Genomic DNA, 17,444 nt, shown 5'->3' with positions numbered 1-17,444 from the left:
ACCCGGCCGCGGCAGCGAGCGCGCGATCCACAGCGCGCTGCTGCGCTTCCGGGTGATCGCCTATGTCGTCGGGGTGGGCCTGATCACGCTCGTGCTGATAGGCATGCCGCTGAAGTACCTGGCGGACGCCCCGGTGGTCGCCGAGACCGTCAGCCCCCTCCACGGGTTCCTGTTCATGGTCTACCTTGTGCTGACCGTGGACCTGTCGTCTCGATGCCGGCTGGGAGCTGGGCCGACCGTGCTGGTCATGCTGGCCGGCACGATCCCCTTCCTGTCGTTCGTGGCGGAGCGGAAGGTCACTCATAAGGTGGTCGAGCGGCAGGGGATTCCGCGGACCGAGTGAAGGTCAACCACGATGGAAAAACCAACAAAATAACAACAAAAGCCCTATCGAAAAATGAAGATTTCATATCTGGAGATCCTGCGTCTAGACACACTTGACGTTGGAGAAGCCGCGGTCGGCCCCCTGGATCCTGTTGTCGCAGCCAACCACGTTCTGGGTTTTTTCTCCGTCGTGGATATAAACTCCGAACCCCGCGCCGTTCACGGCAAGCGAGTTGTTCCGGATGACATTCCATCGTCCCCAGCCGTCGGCCTCGACATGGGTCTGGATACCATCCTTGATGTTTCCGCCGCCCTGACCGGTGTTGTCCACGACGGTCCACTTGTTGCCCTTGAGATCGATCCACGAGTCGGCCTCGACCAGCCTGTCACTGGACAATACGTTTCCGGAGATGATGCCGTCGGCCGTGCCTCCCTTGACGTCGATGTTCTCCGCCGTCGTCCCGGCGATGTCGTTTCCGACGACCAAGTTCCGGTCGCTGTTGTCCGGTTTGCAGTTCGAGTACTTGCACCAGTTACTGCTGGCGCTACCGATGTAAATACCTTCGCCGAACTTCTCCGAGCGGTTTCCGGTGTCACGGACGACGTTCCCGGTCACCAGATTGTCCGAGCTGAAGGAACGCAGGTGGATGGCCTCGTCCCCGGTTGCGCTGACGCTCAGTCCGGAAATGATGCTGTGCTGGGTGCCGTCCGCCATCACGCCCTTCTTGCCGTTTCGGACGCTGAAGCCCGACAGGCGGACGTAGGAGGCATGGTCGATGTGCAGGATGTAGTCCGTGTCATCCTGACCGTCCAGCACGGCGTTGCGCGAACCGCACAGCCAGATCGGCTGTGCCGCCGTGCCCGACTTGGCGATGGTGAAGCCACCGGTGTAGATGCCGTCAGCCATCCGGATGACCGTGCCGGGATTGGCCGACGCCAGCGCCATTTTGAGATCACTGGCGTTGCTGACCGTGGGAGCGCCCGCCGGGCAGGTCACGTTCTGGTTCTGGACCTGGGGTGCGCCGCCATGGGGGGCCGACCCGGCCGCGGCAGCGGACGGCGTCGGGGAAGAAGAGCGAGCCAAGGCCGAGCCCAGTGCGGTCGGCGCCTTCGAACTCACCGCCGTCGTTTCGCCGCCCTGGCAGGCGGCGACCGTCATCGCACACGCGACAACCGCCGTCGCCGTCACGAACAGTCCCCGGCGTCTGCGAACAGCCCGGGGACCCGGGCCTGCCGGACCGCTAGCCGTCACGACGGGTCCTTCCTGCTATAACGGTCACGACCTCTGCCGTTATAGGAAATCATCGCCCGCGGTCCAACGGCGTCGAGCTTCACCACCGAGACGCCTTCGTCGCCACCTGTGGTCGTGGTGTCATCGTCGGGTTCGTTCCGGTACGAGTGATCTTCAGGTGAGTGCCCGTTCCAGGAGCGGGAGTCTTCCTGGAACGAAGAGGCGTCGGGAAGTCCGTCCCTGCGGAAATCACCGTCGTTACCGTCGGCAAACTGCCCGAACGGGTCATCGGGATACCGCCCAGCGCGGTCACGCAGGTACCGCAGGCCGTCCATGGTCGGGTTGTCGTCCTGGCTGATGCGGGCACCGTTGCGATCACGCCCGTTGAACAGCCCGTCAGGGCCGTCCTGCGGCGCCTGCCGCCCGGAGGGCGCAGGCGACGCCGCGGACGCGGCGGCAGGCCATGGCTGGTCGCCGTACCGTGGCTGGGCGGCCGGTCGATGTTCCTGCGCGGCAGCTCCCCGGTAGGTGGTCGTTCGATGCATGGCCTGCCCGGGCACCAGCGGCGTCCGTCCGAGGTCCCCGGATCGGGGGGGCATGGCGATCACTTCGGTCGCCTCGACCAGGTCCATCGGGCCGGCAGCCGCCTTCGGGCCCGCCGGGCTGGCGGCCACCTTGGTCATGCGCTGTACCAGCAGCTCGGACTCGGGATACGGGTGTTCGGCGGCACGCTTGCGCCAGCGTTGTCTGGTCCGCCACCCGAGGATCGGCAGCAAAACTATGAACGACCAGACGAACAGGGCCGGATGCCGTTCGAAGATTGAGTACCACGGCCGTTCGAGACGAGGAATCCACTTCGAGGTGTCATTGTTGCCGACGGCCGCGGTGGTGATCCCGGTGGCCTTGCGGATGTCGACAGCGCGCCAGCCGCGGCCGGCCAGCATGTTGCTGCCCACGGTCGTGCCGTCAGCCTGACCCCGCACGGTAACCGCGAACTCGGTCGAACCGGATATCTTGTTACGACTGATGATGTTCGTCGCGGCGTCCTGGGCGATTATCCCCATCCGCCCGTCGGCGAGCGTGTTGGTGGTGATGGCCGTTCGCTTGGCGTCAGGGCCGATCTGTACGGCGGAGTCGACCACGCCCCCGACGGTGTTGTCGAGGATCTGGGTGCCGTTCGCGCCGCTTTTGACCACGACGCCGACCTGGCTTTTGGACACCTTGTTGCCGCGCACGACCGTGTCCTCGCCGCCGAGGACCCGGATCCCGTACCGCCCGTTGCCGGTCAGCGTGTTCGCCTCGATGACGGTTCCCTTGATCTGGTTGATCTGGACGCCGGTGGCGGTGGCGACGATGCCGATACCGCGGCCGTCCAGGGTGATCCCGTCACCGCTGTTGTCACTGATCGTGCTACGCATGACCCGGGAGCCGGAGGCACGGTCGATGGTGATGCCGTCGCCGTGGTTGCCGGTGGAGGTGCTGCCGGAGATGAGGGTGCTGACCGCGTCACGCTGGATCGCAAGGCCGGCACGATCGTTGTTCTCCAGCTTCACATTGATTATCTGGATACCCTCGCTACCGGAGATGTAGGCGCCCCAGACGTTGTTGATGAACGTGGAGTTCGCCGCGCCGCCGGTGCTGGGTTCGCCCTTGCTACCCGTCCAGGCAACGCCACTGGTACGCCCGCTCCAGAAGCCCAGATTGGATGCCCGGGCATTGCGCACGACCAGCTCGCCACCCATCGTGCGGATGTAGGCACGCCCGTCGACCGGGTTGACGTCGGGCTTGAGCTCCTTGATGTCCCAGCCGAGGATGTTCAACGGCTGCTGCGCGTTACCGTTGATCTCGATGGCGCCACGCCAGCTGGTGAGCCCGACGAATCCCGCGGGGCTGCTGGCAAGCCGCAGCGTCCCGACCCGCTGGTCGAGGACGAGGCGGGCGTCCGGGCCCACCACGATGTTGGCCAGTACCAGGGTGGCGCCGTCGACCTCACGGCGCATGCCGCCGGCGGCGGCGACCTCCTCGGCCGTGTAGGGAGCCGGTCGGGCGGGCAGCAGCAGGGTGGGAAGGCTGCCCTGGGTCTGCACCATGGCGGGCGCCCGCAGCACGCCGAACTTCTCGAACGTCGAACGGAGGCGGATGTCCTCGGCGTCGACAAGGAGGGCCTGCTTCTTGGCGTCCGCCGAGGTGACCGGAGACAGTGGTTGTGGCGGCGCGGCCAGCGCGGCGCCCACAACGCCCACCAGGCCGGGGACAACCCCGACAAGCATGCCCGCGAACACACCGCCGGCCAGGACACGAGCCCGCAATCGCGGCCGGCGGCCGGTGCCGCTACCGGACGACGGCCGACGGCGAACGGAGAACCCGAGCGTCGGGATGATCATGAAACTCCGATCATTATTGGCTCACCCGAACGGACGCGTCCGACTGCCCCTCGCCGCCGATCAGGTCGGCACGCCGGGTCAGCCAGCCCTGCTTGTTCATCGATATGAATGCCCAGGTCTTGATGGGCAGAGCAACGACGATGATCGTCACGACCACCAGTGGGAGGATGAAGATGTCGCGGGGGTGTTCCCGCAGATGCGACAGTCCGCGCACAGCGCGTCCCCCCAGCAGCCAGGCAATCGCTATGAGGGGGGCGTTCGCCTGCGGCCGGACCATCCAGAACCCGAGGTAGGTCATGGCCACCCCCATGGTGACCGGGGTGAGCAGGATCTGGAGAACACTGATCTGGCAGATCAGCGGCTGGCGCCACAGCCAGCCCTTGTAGATCGCGGTCAGGTAACAGCGATAGGAGTTGCGACTCCACCGGACCCGCTGCTTGATGAATGCCCGCAACGAGTCGGGGAACATCGACATGGCCCGTGCCGTGTCCTGGTGCACGGTCTTGTAACCGGATGCGAGGGTGAGCCAGGTCAGCCGCCCGTCGTCCCCGGCGATACACCGCCTGCCGAGGAAGAACTCGTTCTCCAGGTTGTGGAGCACTGGCAGAATCACGGAGCGGCGATAGGCCGCGGTCCGGCCCGACAGGCAGGCGACGGCCCCCGCCCGGCCCTGCGCCGGCACATAGTCAAGATAACGGATGTCGACCAGCCAGTTGGCTACGCGGCGCCAGACGCTGGTCCGCGCGTTGTAGACGCTCTGGCGGGTACCGACCCCACCGACCTTGGGATCGACGAACGGCATCTGGACGGCAGCGAGCAGGCCCGGCTCCCAGGCCGTGTCGGAGTCACAAAGGACCACGATCTCCTTGGTGGCGGCCGAGATGCCGACACCGAGTGCCGACCGCTTACCTTCGTGCACGAAAGGGAACACACGGATGTTCGGATGCTCCCGCGCGTGTCTTCTCAACCGTGAGATGAGTTCGGTGTCCTCGACATCCGGAACGATGATGATTTCGTCAGGGTCCTGAGCGAGCCATGTCTGCAGGCAGCGCTCAATGACGTCCGGGTCCTCGCGGAAGGAGGGGACGACGACGGACGTGGACGTCCGGAACTTGTTGTTGATCGGCTTGTAACGAGATGACAATACCCGTCGGAACAACCACACCGACCATGAGATCACTCCCGCGATCCCCAGGGGAACAAGTCCCCAGTACGATCCGACGCGGTCGATCACGGTACTGAGCGCGTCCATTGCCTAGCGTTTTCCCTCCGGGGGTTACCGTAAAGACCCACCTGAAAAGTAGAGCCCTGCCGGCCCACCCTCTCATATCGGCCAAAAAACTTGGTCGTCGGACGCGAAGGCACAAGAACCCCACCCCCGATGGCGGTGCACCCGGAGGCTAGCAGTGTGACGCGAATCGCACGTACCCCGGGGTATCCGTCGCTACGCAACGCACTTGCCCTGTCACAGGAAATACGGCGACTCCGATGGATTTACTTTGCGATCACGAGGTGCGTGCATAATGCCTCTTCTTCGCATCGCATGACCCCGAGCCAGCAAACGTTAACGGATCATGTCGAATGCGCAACGCCCATAGTCAGATTATCGTCAGCTGGGGGTTTACAAAACCATGGGACCAACAACCATTGTTGATCCGTTGAGAATTTCAGTAATCGGAACCGGCTACCTGGGCGCGACCCACGCGGTCTGCATGGCCGAGTTGGGCTTCGAGGTCATCGGTGTCGACGTCGACCCAAGCAAGATCGAGCACCTGACCGCCGGCGAGGTGCCCTTCTTCGAGCCGGGACTGGAGGAACTTCTCCGCAAGAACCTGGAGTCCGGCCGCCTGTCCTTCACAACATCGCTGGCAGACGCCGCCGGAGCGGACGTGCACTTCATCTGTGTCGGGACACCCCAGCACCCCGGCTCGAACTCCGCGGACATGCGGTACGTCGACGCCGCGGTCAGCGGGCTGATCGCCGGTGGCCTCCGGCCGGGCTCACTGGTCGTGGGCAAGTCCACGGTTCCCGCCGGAACCGCCGCCCGCCTCGCCGCATGGCTGTCCGAGCAGGCTCCCGGGGTCGAGCTCGCCTGGAACCCGGAGTTCCTGCGGGAAGGCTTCGCCGTCGACGACACCCTGCGCCCCGACCGGCTCGTGTTCGGCGTCGCGCCCGACGGCACGGCCGAGGCGACGCTGCACCGCGTCTACGCGTCGGTGATCGACGCCGGAACTCCCGTCGTCGTCGTCGACTATCCCACCGCGGAACTGGTCAAGGTGGCCGCGAACGCCTTCCTCGCCACCAAGATCTCTTTTATCAACGCCATGGCCGAGGTCTGCGAGGCCACCGGAGCCGACGTCACCCACCTGTCCAAGGCCATCTCGTACGACACCCGGATCGGGGGCCGCTTCCTGCATGCCGGCCTCGGCTTCGGTGGCGGCTGCCTGCCCAAGGACATCCGCGCCTTCCAGGCACGCGCAACCGAGCTCGGCGCCGGTCAGGCCGTGGCGTTCCTGGCCGAGGTGGACGCCATCAACCTCCGGCGCCGCACCCGTACCGTCACCCTTGCCACCGAGCTGCTGGGAGGCGACGTCACCGGCAAGAAGGTCGCGGTGCTCGGCGCGGCGTTCAAACCCAACTCCGACGACATCCGGGACTCGCCCGCCCTCGCGGTGGCCGACGCGCTGCGCAGGGCCGGCGCCACGGTCGCCGTCTACGACCCGGCCGCCATCCCGAACGCCCGGCGGACCTACCCCGACCTCACCTACGCCGACAACGCCGTCGACGCCGCGACCGGGGCGCACATTGTGCTCCATCTCACAGAATGGACCGAATTCCGCGAACTCGACCCGAACGCCCTGACCGCGGTTGTCGCGGCCCGCACCGTCATCGACGGGCGCAACACCCTCAACCCCGCCCAGTGGCGCGCCGCGGGATGGGACTACCACGCACTCGGCCGTCCCTAAAAGACCGAAGGATCACCGGCATCGGCCGGAGCGCCACAGCCGGATGGATATGGTGCGCCGGCCGGCATGGCAGAGTAGCCGGCCGGCGCCGTGGGCAGACAGACCGCGAGTCGCTCGTCAGGGCCGAGACAGCGGATCCGACCCAGCCTGAGGCCAGGACGGGGATGCCCCATCATCGCCGGCATCCCCGCGGCACGAAGCTGCGCCGGTTCCGTACCGAACGCGAAAGTGCGCCCGTCCGACCAGGTCAGCAACTCCTGCGCCGGGTTACCGGTACGGGCGCACACAAGCCGCCGGCGGTCCGACTCCCAGATCAACGCGATCCAGTCCCCGCCCAGCGGCCCGAGACAACGCTCCCTGTGCATACGGTAGGCGACCGCGAGCATGCAGGCATGGGTGGACCCCGCGCCGGCAAGAGCAGCGGGCTGGTCGCCCCGCGCGCTGGCTGCTGTTTCCGCGGACCCTCCGGCCGGAGCAGCGCCACGAAACGGCACAGGGCTGTCGCTACTCCACCGCGGGAGCCCGAGACAACCGTCGAGGACGACGACCAGTTTCTCGGCGTCCACCGCGATCGGTGGTGTCGGGTCACCTGAGAATGCCGTGGCCGTCATCACCCCGAAGGGCCCGTCGATGTGCACGCCCCGCGCCGGGGGCAGGCCCACCGACGACGAGGCAAGCATCGCCGTGAGGATCGAACGCCGCACCGGAGCACCATCCAGGCGTACCAGCCCGCAAACCGTCATGCCCGCTCCCCCGCGATCAACGATTTCCGGGCGTCCGCCCGTTCCCGCCTGTTCCCGTCCATGGCCGACATCGACTGTCATCGACCGACCGGCAGCGGGCAGGACTCCTCGGACCCCCGTCCGCGCTGCATTCAATGCGGAAAGTAGCAGCACGCCGTCCCCGTGTCGCCACTGTTCGAGCCGGCCACCGTTCGCGCCGGAACCTTCACCTGGCAAGCGAAACGATACGGACAATTACCGGCGGGGACGGCGACAGGTTTTCCGCCGGAAAATGCGAACGACGACACGAATATGATCATCAAGTCCGGATAAAGATCGGCGTTCGGCACGCAATGGGATCGGTTCCCAAAGGGCTCACAACACCGACGGGCACCACGACCCGCCGATATGCCTCCGAGTGGGCAGTGTATCGTGAACCGGAGAATTCTTTAAGACCATCCCCAGCCCAGCGGCGGACGACCGGGAGTCGGCAGATGAACGACAGAAACGGATTGTACCTGCCCGGAGTCCCTGGTTCGCAAGCCTCCCGGCCCGCCGACAGCGGGATCATTCTTCCGGCACGGCCGGCCCGGACCCGGCGGGCCGTGCTGGGGTCGGCTCTCGGCCTGCTGGGCGTGGCGGCAACAGGCTGTTCCAGGCCCGCGCACACCTTCGATCCGGCCAGCGAGACGCTTCCTCCGGATGCGGATGCCGCCACGCCCCTCGCCACGAACGAGCCGCCGCAGACCCTGGCCACCGCGGCCGCAGATTTCTTCGGAAAGGGTTTCGTTCCGGAACAGCGTGCGGCGTTCGGGTTGGACAGGGCACAGATACTGCCATCCGACAATCCACATTTTCCCAGGATGGTGAGAGTTTCGTTATCAACGGACACAATCAACACGGAGAATTCCGTTTATCACGACGGCGACACGTACGGCGGCACCCAACTCTTCCTGGCCAGGGAGGACGAGCCGACAGAAGAACTATACCTGCGTTATTATTTGCGCTTCCCGGAGAAGTTCGACTTCAACAAAGGGGGAAAGCTTCCCGGGTTCTTCGGGGTCCTGTACAAGCCGGCGTCCAAGGAACGCACCAACGACTACCAGGATGGTTACGCCAGCCGGTTCGCCTGGCGTAAAGGGAGTGAAGGACTAATCTATTCGAACACCGCCCGTCCGGACAACCCCATCACCATGGTCGGCAAGAAGAAGTGGACGTGGGAGCTCGGTAAATGGATTTGCGTCGAGCATGGCGTCCGCATGAGCTCCGATAAGTTCTCCCAGGAGCTCCTCACCGTCTGGATCAACAACCAGGAAGTACACAAAGAACACAGGTACAACCCACGTATTTCCGACCGTCTTCGCATCGGCGGCATCATGTTCTCGGTCGTGTACGGCGGTGGCGACCGCTCGTTTGCTCCCGAGACGGACACCAGTATCGATCTCGCCGGCTTTGCCATCGGCCCCCAGCGGGTCGGCCCCCTTCCCGACCTCCCGGGCTAATCCCTGCTTCCAGGTCTTCCGAAACGCACGGTATGCCGAACAACTACACAGGGCGACGGACGCGGTAGAAATCTCCCGCATGGGCACGTTAGGAGCCCGGGGTCCAGGAGGTCTCATTGTTCTCAGTGGTCCAGCGACTTGGGCCTCCAGCGGCGCGGGAGGTCCACGATCGCGCCGCCTTTGGCCCTCCAGCCGGCCTGTTGCGCGCCGTGTCGGTCGCACGCATCGTCCGGAACACACGCATCGTCCGGAACACTGTCCTGCTGGTGGCACTGGTGACACTCGTTACGGTGGCCTCTTCGGACGCCTCCGCGATCGCGCAGACGCCGGCGGCAACCCCGGCAAACACGACCCACTGGTACATCGTGCCGACGGCCGCCAACGACTGCCACCTCAATCTGCGCTCCGGCCCGTCGACCCGATACCGGGTGCTGCTACGCCTGGACAGCTGCGCGGGCGGGCCATGGTGCTGGTTCCAGACATACCTCTGCGGCCGAACAAGCCCGGACGAAGTCGTCGGCGCGCACTACAGCTGCCTGGACACCCGGCAGCGCACGGTCTGGTCGGACCGCTGGACCGTGGTGGCGCTGACCAGCAGTCGGTGGGCCTATGTGGCGTCCCGATGCGGCTCGGCCATCCAGGTATGACTCAACGGGCATGACCGGACAGGTGTAACCCGACGGGTGTGACCGGATGGGCACGGCCGTACACCGGCGAACGCCTGGTTCCACCAACCCGGCGTTACCCGCCCCCGACACATGACTGCCGGCAAATCCTGTCCAAATCTTGGCTAATCGGTCATTTTTGGATGAAATTACAGATAAACGCACCGACCGGACGCCGGGAAACGCCGAACGGTTGTCCGGCGAGCCGCGCCGGAGGCCGATCGACGGTCAACGCTTCAACCTCCGGCCGGAACGACCGGCCAGGCCCGGCTGACAATCAGCCAGATGCGCGTCGAAACCTTTCACGTTCTGCCAGGTGGCATGGCAGATCCGGCAGTGCGTGGTCTCCGGATCACTCCATTGGGCGCTGCAGCCACCGCATGTCGCCGTCACAGGTACATCACGCCCCCTGATCGGCTGGCCGGCATTGCGGATCGGCAATGGCAACATCGGCTGAGCACGTCGTGGCGTGCGGCTTGACGGAGTCTGGCGTCGGATCGGCACTCGGTCATCCTGTCCCATAACACGACAACCGTCGCGCAACCTTTTCCTACAAGCGCGGCAACGAGACTCAACGCGTCCCGCCGAACACCTCCGCAAGGGCAGGCAGCCCCATAAAGGCCAGGAAGCTCACGTAGAGCGAAGTATGGAAGGAGCACCCGGGGAGCGATCCGGAACGTTCCGTCCGGCGTCGGCGGGAACGTCACACGTACGCGTCCACGGCGAACTTCACCGCAAGTCCGACAGCCGCGACCCCGATCAGGAGTCGCAGCACGTCCGCCCGCAGCCGCCGTACGATTGCCGGACCGAGTACGCCACCCACGAGCAGGCCGCAGGCCATGGGCGGTACAGCGGTCCAGCACACCGGGCCGAAGACGGCGAAGCCGACCGCGGCGACCGCGTTCGACATCCCCGATAGTACGTTTTTCACCGCGTTGACCCGTGGGAGCGGTTCGGATATGGCCGTGGTGAGCAGTGCAAGGAGGACGATCCCACCACCGGCGCCGAAATAGCCGGTGTAGACCGCGGAGGCGAACAACGCGACGAGCAGCACCGGTCCCCGCTCGCCCACCGGGCCTGCAGCCCGACGCATCACCTTTTGCCGGCACAACAACAGCACACCGGCACCGGCCACCAGCCAGGGCACCACTGCCTCGAAGGCGCCGGCCGGGGTTGTCAGCAGGAGCAGCGCCCCCACCCCGCCACCTGCGAGGTTCATGGCGCCCAGGCGCACCAGACGCCGGGACTGCCCCGCCAGTTCCGACCGCGACCCGATGGCCGCGCCCACCGCCACGAAGACCAGAGCAACCGTGTTGGTGACGTTGGCCTGCACCGCCGGCAACCCGATCCACAGCAGTGCCGGGTAGGACACGACAGAGGCCAGCCCGCCCACGGTCGAGGTGATCCCGGCCAGAACACCGCACCCGGTCAGCGCAAGGAAGCCGGAGGCTGTCAGCGGTCGACCCGTAGATGGACGGTCAGTCCACCCGATCCGTCAGCACAAAGCCAACGTTTATGGACGCACTGGAGCACGCGTTCCACCGTATGCGCTCCGAAGCAGAAATGATCTTTTTGGCGGGCAGCTGTGATCCGGTCCGCACGTCCACGTCCACGTCACCTCGGCCGTGACGGCAACCTGCTTGTGGGCGGGCGGCGTGCACCGGAGGTACGAGCCACACGAGCAGTAACGGACGAACCGCGCTTCTTCGCCCGTGGACGGTGGATCCGCCGACAGAGGATCATTCTGCCTGAGCATGCAGCGGTGCTGCATGCTCAGAGCGGGGCGCCGTCCAGCAGAACACCCGCACCAGCAGAACACCCGCAGTTATGTTCCGATGCCGAACGAAGCGGTGCTGTCACCGCACAACGTCCGCATTCGAGCACGTAGGGAAGCGACAATGGTCACATCCATGGCAGCCGCCCATGGATCAGGGGCAGCAGGATATAGGGTGATCAGCCGAGGGACAGGTTGACACAGAGTCGGAGCAGTCCAAGCAGGCTGGGGCAGGAATTCTGCCGTGAGCTGGTCTGCGTGGGAGTGGGCTTCGGGCCGGGTCCCGTGGAGGCACCATTCGCGGGCCCGGCCGCGGCAGGTGCAGAGGAGGCAGGTGCTGCGGATCTACCCGCGGCGGGCGGGGGAGAGACGGATGCGGACCTACCCGTGGCAGGCGCAGGGGAGGGAGCTACAAATCTTGGCCCGGAGATGTCGCTGTCAGCGTTGTCGGCCGGTGGCTGTCCCGGTGTCAGCGCGCTGACCGCGAGAGTGGTGTTCATCGGGCTGTCTGTCGGATACGGGGAGGCCTGGCCCGGATAGGACGTCCAAAGTTGCCCGGTGGCGTAGGCGGGATCTCTGCCGGCGTCCGGGCGAACGGCGGCACTGGACGGCGCGGACCCCGCTACGACCGGCCCCGCTACGACTGGTGACGTGTCAGTTGTGTCCGATAAGGAAATGAAACCCATCCCGCCGACCACGAAGGCCGCGGCCCCTGAAATAACCGCGAGTCGCATTATCGGCGCGACCGGGGAATCGCGTCGGCGATGGTGTGACCTGGATCGTAACATCTTGGGGTAGCGGCGAGCGCATCCTTACTCGATAGTGTGGGAGGGTGTCGAGAGTGCTGACCGTACCACTCAGCCCGACAAACTGATAGAGCTCTCCCACTGGGTTAGTGGATCGATAATTGATGATCAAGACGGTCGGCCAACAATGTCGATCTCCAGACCCGTTGCCGGCGGGGGCGTCCATAACGATCGTTTCTTCGGGTGCACGGAACCCGTAGCGGCAGCAGGTGAGAGCGTCCGGCATAGGTACGCGGAGTCGCGGAGTCAGGACATGCGCTTCGTGGCATCACCTCGCGTGCATCACTCACTTACGCCATAGGACTTCACTCACTTGCACCATAGAGCTTCGCGGCGTCACAAGCTCCCAGTCGCGCTGCGCAGGGGCTTCAGCTTGTCGGTCGACACCCAACGCCTCCGGCGCATCCCTGCCCTGTCGCCTTGTGATCCATCCGCTCACCAGCTGCCACCGGCTGATCGGACGCCCTGATCCTCGAGCGCCGTACAGTCGCGGAGGCAGGTACTCAACCGCTTCGATCTGGACGCTGGAAACGGTGCGATCGAGGCAGTCGCGAATAGCTGACAGCTGCTCACGACGTACGACGTACGACGTACGACGTCGCCGGCAACGACGAATTTCAGGATTCGAACCGGGACCACCTCCGACATGGCCGGCTCTGGTGAAAGAATCCAGCGGCGGATCCCGTGACGATATCTCGACGGGGAACTCCCGGGAGCGGTACCAAAATCGGCCGGGCAGCGGACCGCACAACTGTGGGGAAAAACCGTGGAGAACAACCACCGGCCGGGAAGGAGCCGGCGGTTTTCAGTTCACATTCATCCGGTGGACGAGTGTGAAACTCCAGGCGTTGTCAGCCGATCCGGCAGACGGAATTTCGGATAGGTTCCACACCGCCGGGGAGGGTGCGCAGCCAGCAGCAGGAGCGCCCAGGCCAGCAGGAGGAGCACCCGGGCGTCCACGCCGATAGCGAGCCGAGAGCGCCGGCATCACCTCCGTGGACGCGGACGATATACCGATAAAACTCCACTTCTGCGGCAGGCGGGTACCAACAGGTGCACATCCGATGATCGGCGGCGTCGGCGGATGCTCGCCCGCATCCATGACCACAGCGGTATCCGCGGCATCCGTGCAGGGAATATGTTTTTCCTCACTTGAGCGGCACGCGAACCTCCAGTGGCACGCGAACTTCGTGACCTTCGTCGAGCGCCTTACGAAGATCGCCCATAACGTTCCCAGTGAGATCTGCCACACCGTCGACGGCTGCAGCGCACAGCGAAGCCGGCACGGGACTACGCGGCATCCAGCTACAGCCGCCTCACGCCGGTCTTTATCTTCCGCCGCGCTCCCCCGCGTTCCGCGCTTTCCCTGATTCCGATAATAAGATTGATAATTATAGGAATTTAGGTGAGTGACGGGCCCGTGCTCCGGCGCCACCTGCACGAACCAGGGGCGTGTTCCGCGAAGCCATCCGCCCGGCTCGCCGCGTCCAAGCGGCCCTGGCTGCCTTCTTTGGCAAACCGGTACAACTCATCCGGTATCGGCTTGACCCGGGGTCCCTTGTCGATCTTCGACTGGCAAGGGACGGGCCTGGCCAGAACCCACCCGGACGCAGCTCCCTGATCGAACGACGACTTTCGAAACACGCCGTAATAACTTGACTGCTATCAGCGATCGGAGATTTGGGGCTCGGACCTGCCGGACCTGCCGGATCGGCTTCGCCGATCCGGCAGGAACCCCGGACGCGCAAGAAGCATGATCGCGCCGTCTTTGGCCCTTCTATATAACCGTCACCGCTCTCAGGTGCCGCTCAAGGTGTCACGGAAGCCCCGAGGTCCGTTCCTCCTCGGGGCACACCGGCTCCCGAGCCCGCTCCTCCTGGGGACACGCTGGCTCCCGAGTCCGCTCCTCCCGGGGACACGCTGGCTCCCGACTCAGCTCCTCCCTGCGGTACGGAAGCGCCCAGGTTCGTTCCTTCCTTCGCCACGGAAGCGCCCACGGAGCCGCCAGCGACCCCGACCTGACTGTCAACGCCGTTGATACCCCCGCCCACGGTTGCGGTGGCTGAGGCTCCACCGACCGTCTGGCCCGCGACTTCTGCGGCTGATGCGGCTGGTGCGGGGGCCTTGAGTATCTCGCCGCAATAGGTTGCGACCTTGTCCCTGCCACCCGCCGCGGTGATCAACCAGGGGAAGGCCGGGTCGTCGAGGGCCTTGCCCAGCTTGTCCGGGTGCTCCGCCGCAGCAGCCGTGTAGGTGTGGCACAGCGCGGGCAGCGACGCCGGGGCAACGGCGCCCGCGGCTGGAACGTGAGCCGACGGATCGGTCGCCTGAGCCGAGGCGGAGGTTGTGATGCCGGTGGAGGCTTCGTGCTCACCGGGCGAGGGCAGGACACCAGTGGTGGTGGCGGCGACGGCGACGCCACCAACAGTTGTAGCAGCGACCGCCGCAACTGCGATCTTCACCGTGAGGAGCTTCGCAAGGGCAGTTTTGATCATCGGTTCTCTCCGGAGCTGGGTGACGGGGACAAGACGCGCCTCCCGGAAAGCGGTCACAGCCGCTTCCTCACCGGCGAGCTCGTCGGCACGGGCCGGAGCGGCCACGGCGGCGAGCAGGTCGGCGAGGGGGTCCGAACCGGCCTGCGGGGCGACCGGGCCGCCGCGAAGCATCCGCTCTGCGTCGTCCCGATCGATCCGACGGGGTCGGTAGGTGCTCATCTCACGTCCTTCAGCGTCCAAGCTCTCACTGGTGTCACACCCGACTAGCAGTCACGGCCTTGGGCGCATGGTGTCACCCCGGCCATCTTCACCCACCGTCGTGCTTCCGCCCGGTCCGAGCTGTTCGGCCAGACGGCGCAACCCGCGATACGCCGCGGTACGGACAGCTCCCGCACGCTTGCCCAGCACGCGCCCTGCGGTCTGTGCGTCCAGCCCGATGACCACCCGCAGGAGCACGGCTTCGGCCTGATCGCGTGGCAGACCGGCGATCAGCCGTATCGCCGCGTCGGTCGACAGCGTTTCCAGCGCCCGTCCGGCGGTGTCGTCGGGAGAGGCCAGGTCGGTCATGTGCTCGACCGGCACGTCGTGCTGGGGGCGGCGTCGCTGACGGCGTATGTGGTCCAGAGCGCGGTGGCGAGCGATCGTCACCGCCCAGCCGCGGAACCCGTTGGAATCCCCGCGAAACGACGGCAGGTCCCGGGCGATCTGCAACCACGCCTCGGACGCCACGTCCTCGGCGTCGTCACCGACAAGCACCCGCAGGTAGCGCAGCAACCCCGGCTGTACCGCCCGGTAGATCACCTTGAAGGCGTCCTCGTCGCCGCGCTGCGCCTCGGCCACGTCAAGGGAGATGTCCGCCGGGCCCACCTGTGGCTCCGGCTCCTGAGCCGGGGGCTCGTAGCCGTCCTGCGGTGCCGCCGCCGTGTCGGCGAACGATCGTCGCCGCGGGATGCCGACACCGACGGTGGTGGCATCCCCACCGCTCATCTCCGCGCTGCGATCCACCGGCCAGATGATGCGGTACGCCCGGCAACCTGCCGACGCAGGGGTCCTGATCTTACAATCTGTTGAAAACGTGCTACTGGGACGATACGGACGTGCCGCTACCGCTTCGTGCGCGATCGGGACCCGCCCGTCACACACGGGACGGCCACCCGAAGACCAATCACTGCGTGTTGTCACGGACGCTGGAGTGACCGCCAGCTCGTGCGTGATCGGGATAGAGGGTGGAGAATACTTCGTGAGGGGGCGGGCAACGTCGCCCGTCACCCGTCGTCACTGTCCGGCAGGTAAGGCGCGCCCCTTCCGCGCGCTTCCAGAGATGTCGGACCTGACTCAAGGACCCCACGTCCTGGCTGGCCCCGCACCCAAAACGGTCACCGGTGTCAAACCGGCTGACGGCCGGAACTGCTCCACCCACGAACGGATCCGGATCCCACGGGTGAATCCCTGCGGGTCAGCACGGTCCGCGCTTCAGCCCCTGGCCGCGTGTGTGCCCATAATGATGCACACCGTCAGACTCGGTCCCGTTTTCCGCTGGCATGTCGACAGCGGCACGGGCACCGACTCTGGAAGGGGGACGATGAACAGCACGCCACCGGGAGCAGCCCGCACCGGCCCGGACCGGTCCGTGCCACCGCCGGGCGTGCCCGGCGGGTCGGAACCGTCATGGGACGCCGTGCTCACACCCCTGACCCCGCAGGACCCCCGCGAGATCAGCGGATATCTGCTCCGAGCCCGGATCGGCGAGGGCGGCATGGGAGCGGTGTACCTGTCCTACACCCCCGGCGGCCGGCCGGTCGCGCTCAAAGTGGTCCGGCCGGAGTTCGCCGCCGATCCCGAGTTCCGCCGCCGCTTCGCCTCGGAAGTTTCCATCGCCCAGCGGGTCCAGGGCCTGTACACCGCACCGGTCATCGACTGCAACGCCAACGCCCGGCAGCCTTGGCTGGCCACCGCCTACGTCGCAGCCCCCTCCCTCGCCGCGACCGTCGCCCGGCAGGGCGCACTCCCGGTGGAGACCGTCCTGCTGCTGATCGCCGGGGTCGCGGAGGCGTTACAGTCCATCCACGCCGCCGGCGTGATCCACCGCGATCTCAAGCCGGGTAACGTCATCCTCGCCGCGGACGGCCCCCGGGTGATCGATTTCGGTATCTCGCGGGCGGTCGAGGCCTCCCTGGCGGGGATCACGCAGACCGGTGTGCGGGTCGGCACGCCCGCGTTCATGGCTCCGGAGCAGGTCCGGGGAAGGTCCCTGGAGACATCCGGGGATGTCTTCTCCCTCGGTTCCACCGCCTATTATGCGATCACCGGCGAGCTACCGTTCGGCGCGGACGCCGCCGTCTTCCACCGCATCGTGCACGAACAGCCCGACTGGGACCGCTGCCCGGACCAGGTCCGCGGCGTGCTGAAACGATGCGTGGAAAAGGATCCGGCGGACCGCCCTACCCCCGCGGGGTTGATCGAGCTGTGCCGGGCGGCGTCCACCGACGAGCGGCTACGCATCGGCGAGGGCTGGCTACCACCCACCGTAGAAGCGGAGATCACCCGGTACAGCATCACCCCACCAGCCCCACCC

Annotated in this window: 13 protein-coding genes; 5 read left to right on the top strand and 8 right to left on the bottom strand. The window is 66.1% G+C overall.

Translation table 11 applies throughout. From position 1 onward, the window contains the following. Positions 1-343: DUF3817 domain-containing protein (locus DD1DGNOD_RS03575; RefSeq protein WP_206442925.1), on the top strand; the 343-nt coding region annotated here is incomplete at its 5' end. Positions 344-427: 84 nt separating this feature from the next. Here DD1DGNOD_RS03575 and DD1DGNOD_RS03570 read toward each other — a convergent pair. The 3 genes from DD1DGNOD_RS03570 to DD1DGNOD_RS03560 are packed head-to-tail and all read right to left on the bottom strand — an operon-like array spanning position 428 to position 5,191. Beyond that, positions 428-1,513 carry a right-handed parallel beta-helix repeat-containing protein gene (locus DD1DGNOD_RS03570; protein WP_241255441.1) on the bottom strand — a complete coding sequence of 362 codons (1,086 nt, stop codon included), beginning with the start codon at positions 1,511-1,513 and terminating at the stop codon, positions 428-430. A 59-nt stretch (positions 1,514-1,572) separates the two neighbouring features. Further along, on the bottom strand, positions 1,573-3,939 hold the full coding sequence (locus tag DD1DGNOD_RS03565) for a right-handed parallel beta-helix repeat-containing protein (protein ID WP_241251198.1): 2,367 nt from the start codon (positions 3,937-3,939) through the stop codon (positions 1,573-1,575). Positions 3,940-3,952: 13 nt separating this feature from the next. Next, the gene (locus tag DD1DGNOD_RS03560) at positions 3,953-5,191 is read right to left on the bottom strand and encodes a glycosyltransferase family 2 protein (protein WP_131765224.1); all 1,239 of its coding nucleotides are present in this window, start codon (positions 5,189-5,191) and stop codon (positions 3,953-3,955) included. Positions 5,192-5,570: 379 nt separating this feature from the next. On the opposite strand from DD1DGNOD_RS03560, the gene DD1DGNOD_RS03555 reads away from it, so the two are divergent. Beyond that, entirely contained in the window at positions 5,571-6,905 is a 1,335-nt protein-coding gene (locus DD1DGNOD_RS03555) for a UDP-glucose dehydrogenase family protein (protein ID WP_131769435.1), read from the top strand. Here the strand turns inward: DD1DGNOD_RS03555 and DD1DGNOD_RS03550 are convergent. Further along, the gene (locus DD1DGNOD_RS03550) at positions 6,902-7,648 is read right to left on the bottom strand and encodes a hypothetical protein (RefSeq protein WP_131765242.1); all 747 of its coding nucleotides are present in this window, start codon (positions 7,646-7,648) and stop codon (positions 6,902-6,904) included. The genes DD1DGNOD_RS03555 and DD1DGNOD_RS03550 overlap by 4 nt on opposite strands. 473 nt (positions 7,649-8,121) lie before the next feature. Here DD1DGNOD_RS03550 and DD1DGNOD_RS03545 point away from each other — a divergent pair, with 473 nt between their 5' ends. Then, positions 8,122-9,129, top strand: a complete 1,008-nt coding sequence (locus DD1DGNOD_RS03545; RefSeq protein WP_131765223.1) for a polysaccharide lyase — start codon at positions 8,122-8,124, stop codon at positions 9,127-9,129. Positions 9,130-9,404: 275 nt separating this feature from the next. Next, the gene (locus DD1DGNOD_RS03540; protein WP_131765222.1) at positions 9,405-9,776 is read left to right on the top strand and encodes a hypothetical protein; all 372 of its coding nucleotides are present in this window, start codon (positions 9,405-9,407) and stop codon (positions 9,774-9,776) included. 246 nt (positions 9,777-10,022) lie between these two features. On the opposite strand, the gene DD1DGNOD_RS31045 is transcribed toward DD1DGNOD_RS03540, so the two are convergent. From DD1DGNOD_RS31045 to DD1DGNOD_RS03520, 4 genes are all read right to left on the bottom strand, one after another. Next, complete coding sequence (locus DD1DGNOD_RS31045; protein ID WP_430827751.1) at positions 10,023-10,244, bottom strand: hypothetical protein; 222 nt, start codon at positions 10,242-10,244, stop codon at positions 10,023-10,025. 253 nt (positions 10,245-10,497) lie between these two features. Next, on the bottom strand, positions 10,498-11,226 hold the full coding sequence (locus tag DD1DGNOD_RS03530; protein WP_131769434.1) for a sulfite exporter TauE/SafE family protein: 729 nt from the start codon (positions 11,224-11,226) through the stop codon (positions 10,498-10,500). Between the two features lie 2,956 nt (positions 11,227-14,182). Further along, the gene (locus DD1DGNOD_RS03525; RefSeq protein WP_131769433.1) at positions 14,183-15,088 is read right to left on the bottom strand and encodes a hypothetical protein; all 906 of its coding nucleotides are present in this window, start codon (positions 15,086-15,088) and stop codon (positions 14,183-14,185) included. Between the two features lie 51 nt (positions 15,089-15,139). Further along, a complete protein-coding gene (locus tag DD1DGNOD_RS03520; protein WP_430827750.1) occupies positions 15,140-15,856 on the bottom strand; it encodes an RNA polymerase sigma factor in 717 nt (238 codons plus the stop codon). A 595-nt stretch (positions 15,857-16,451) separates the two neighbouring features. Between DD1DGNOD_RS03520 and DD1DGNOD_RS03515 the strand changes: the two genes are divergently transcribed. After that, the coding region (locus tag DD1DGNOD_RS03515; protein WP_131769432.1) for a serine/threonine-protein kinase at positions 16,452-17,444 on the top strand (993 nt) is incomplete at its 3' end.

Source organism: Candidatus Protofrankia californiensis (assembly GCF_900634765.1).
Classification (GTDB): Bacteria; Actinomycetota; Actinomycetes; order Frankiales; family Frankiaceae; genus Protofrankia; species Protofrankia californiensis.
This window is presented reverse-complemented; position numbering and strand designations above follow the sequence as displayed.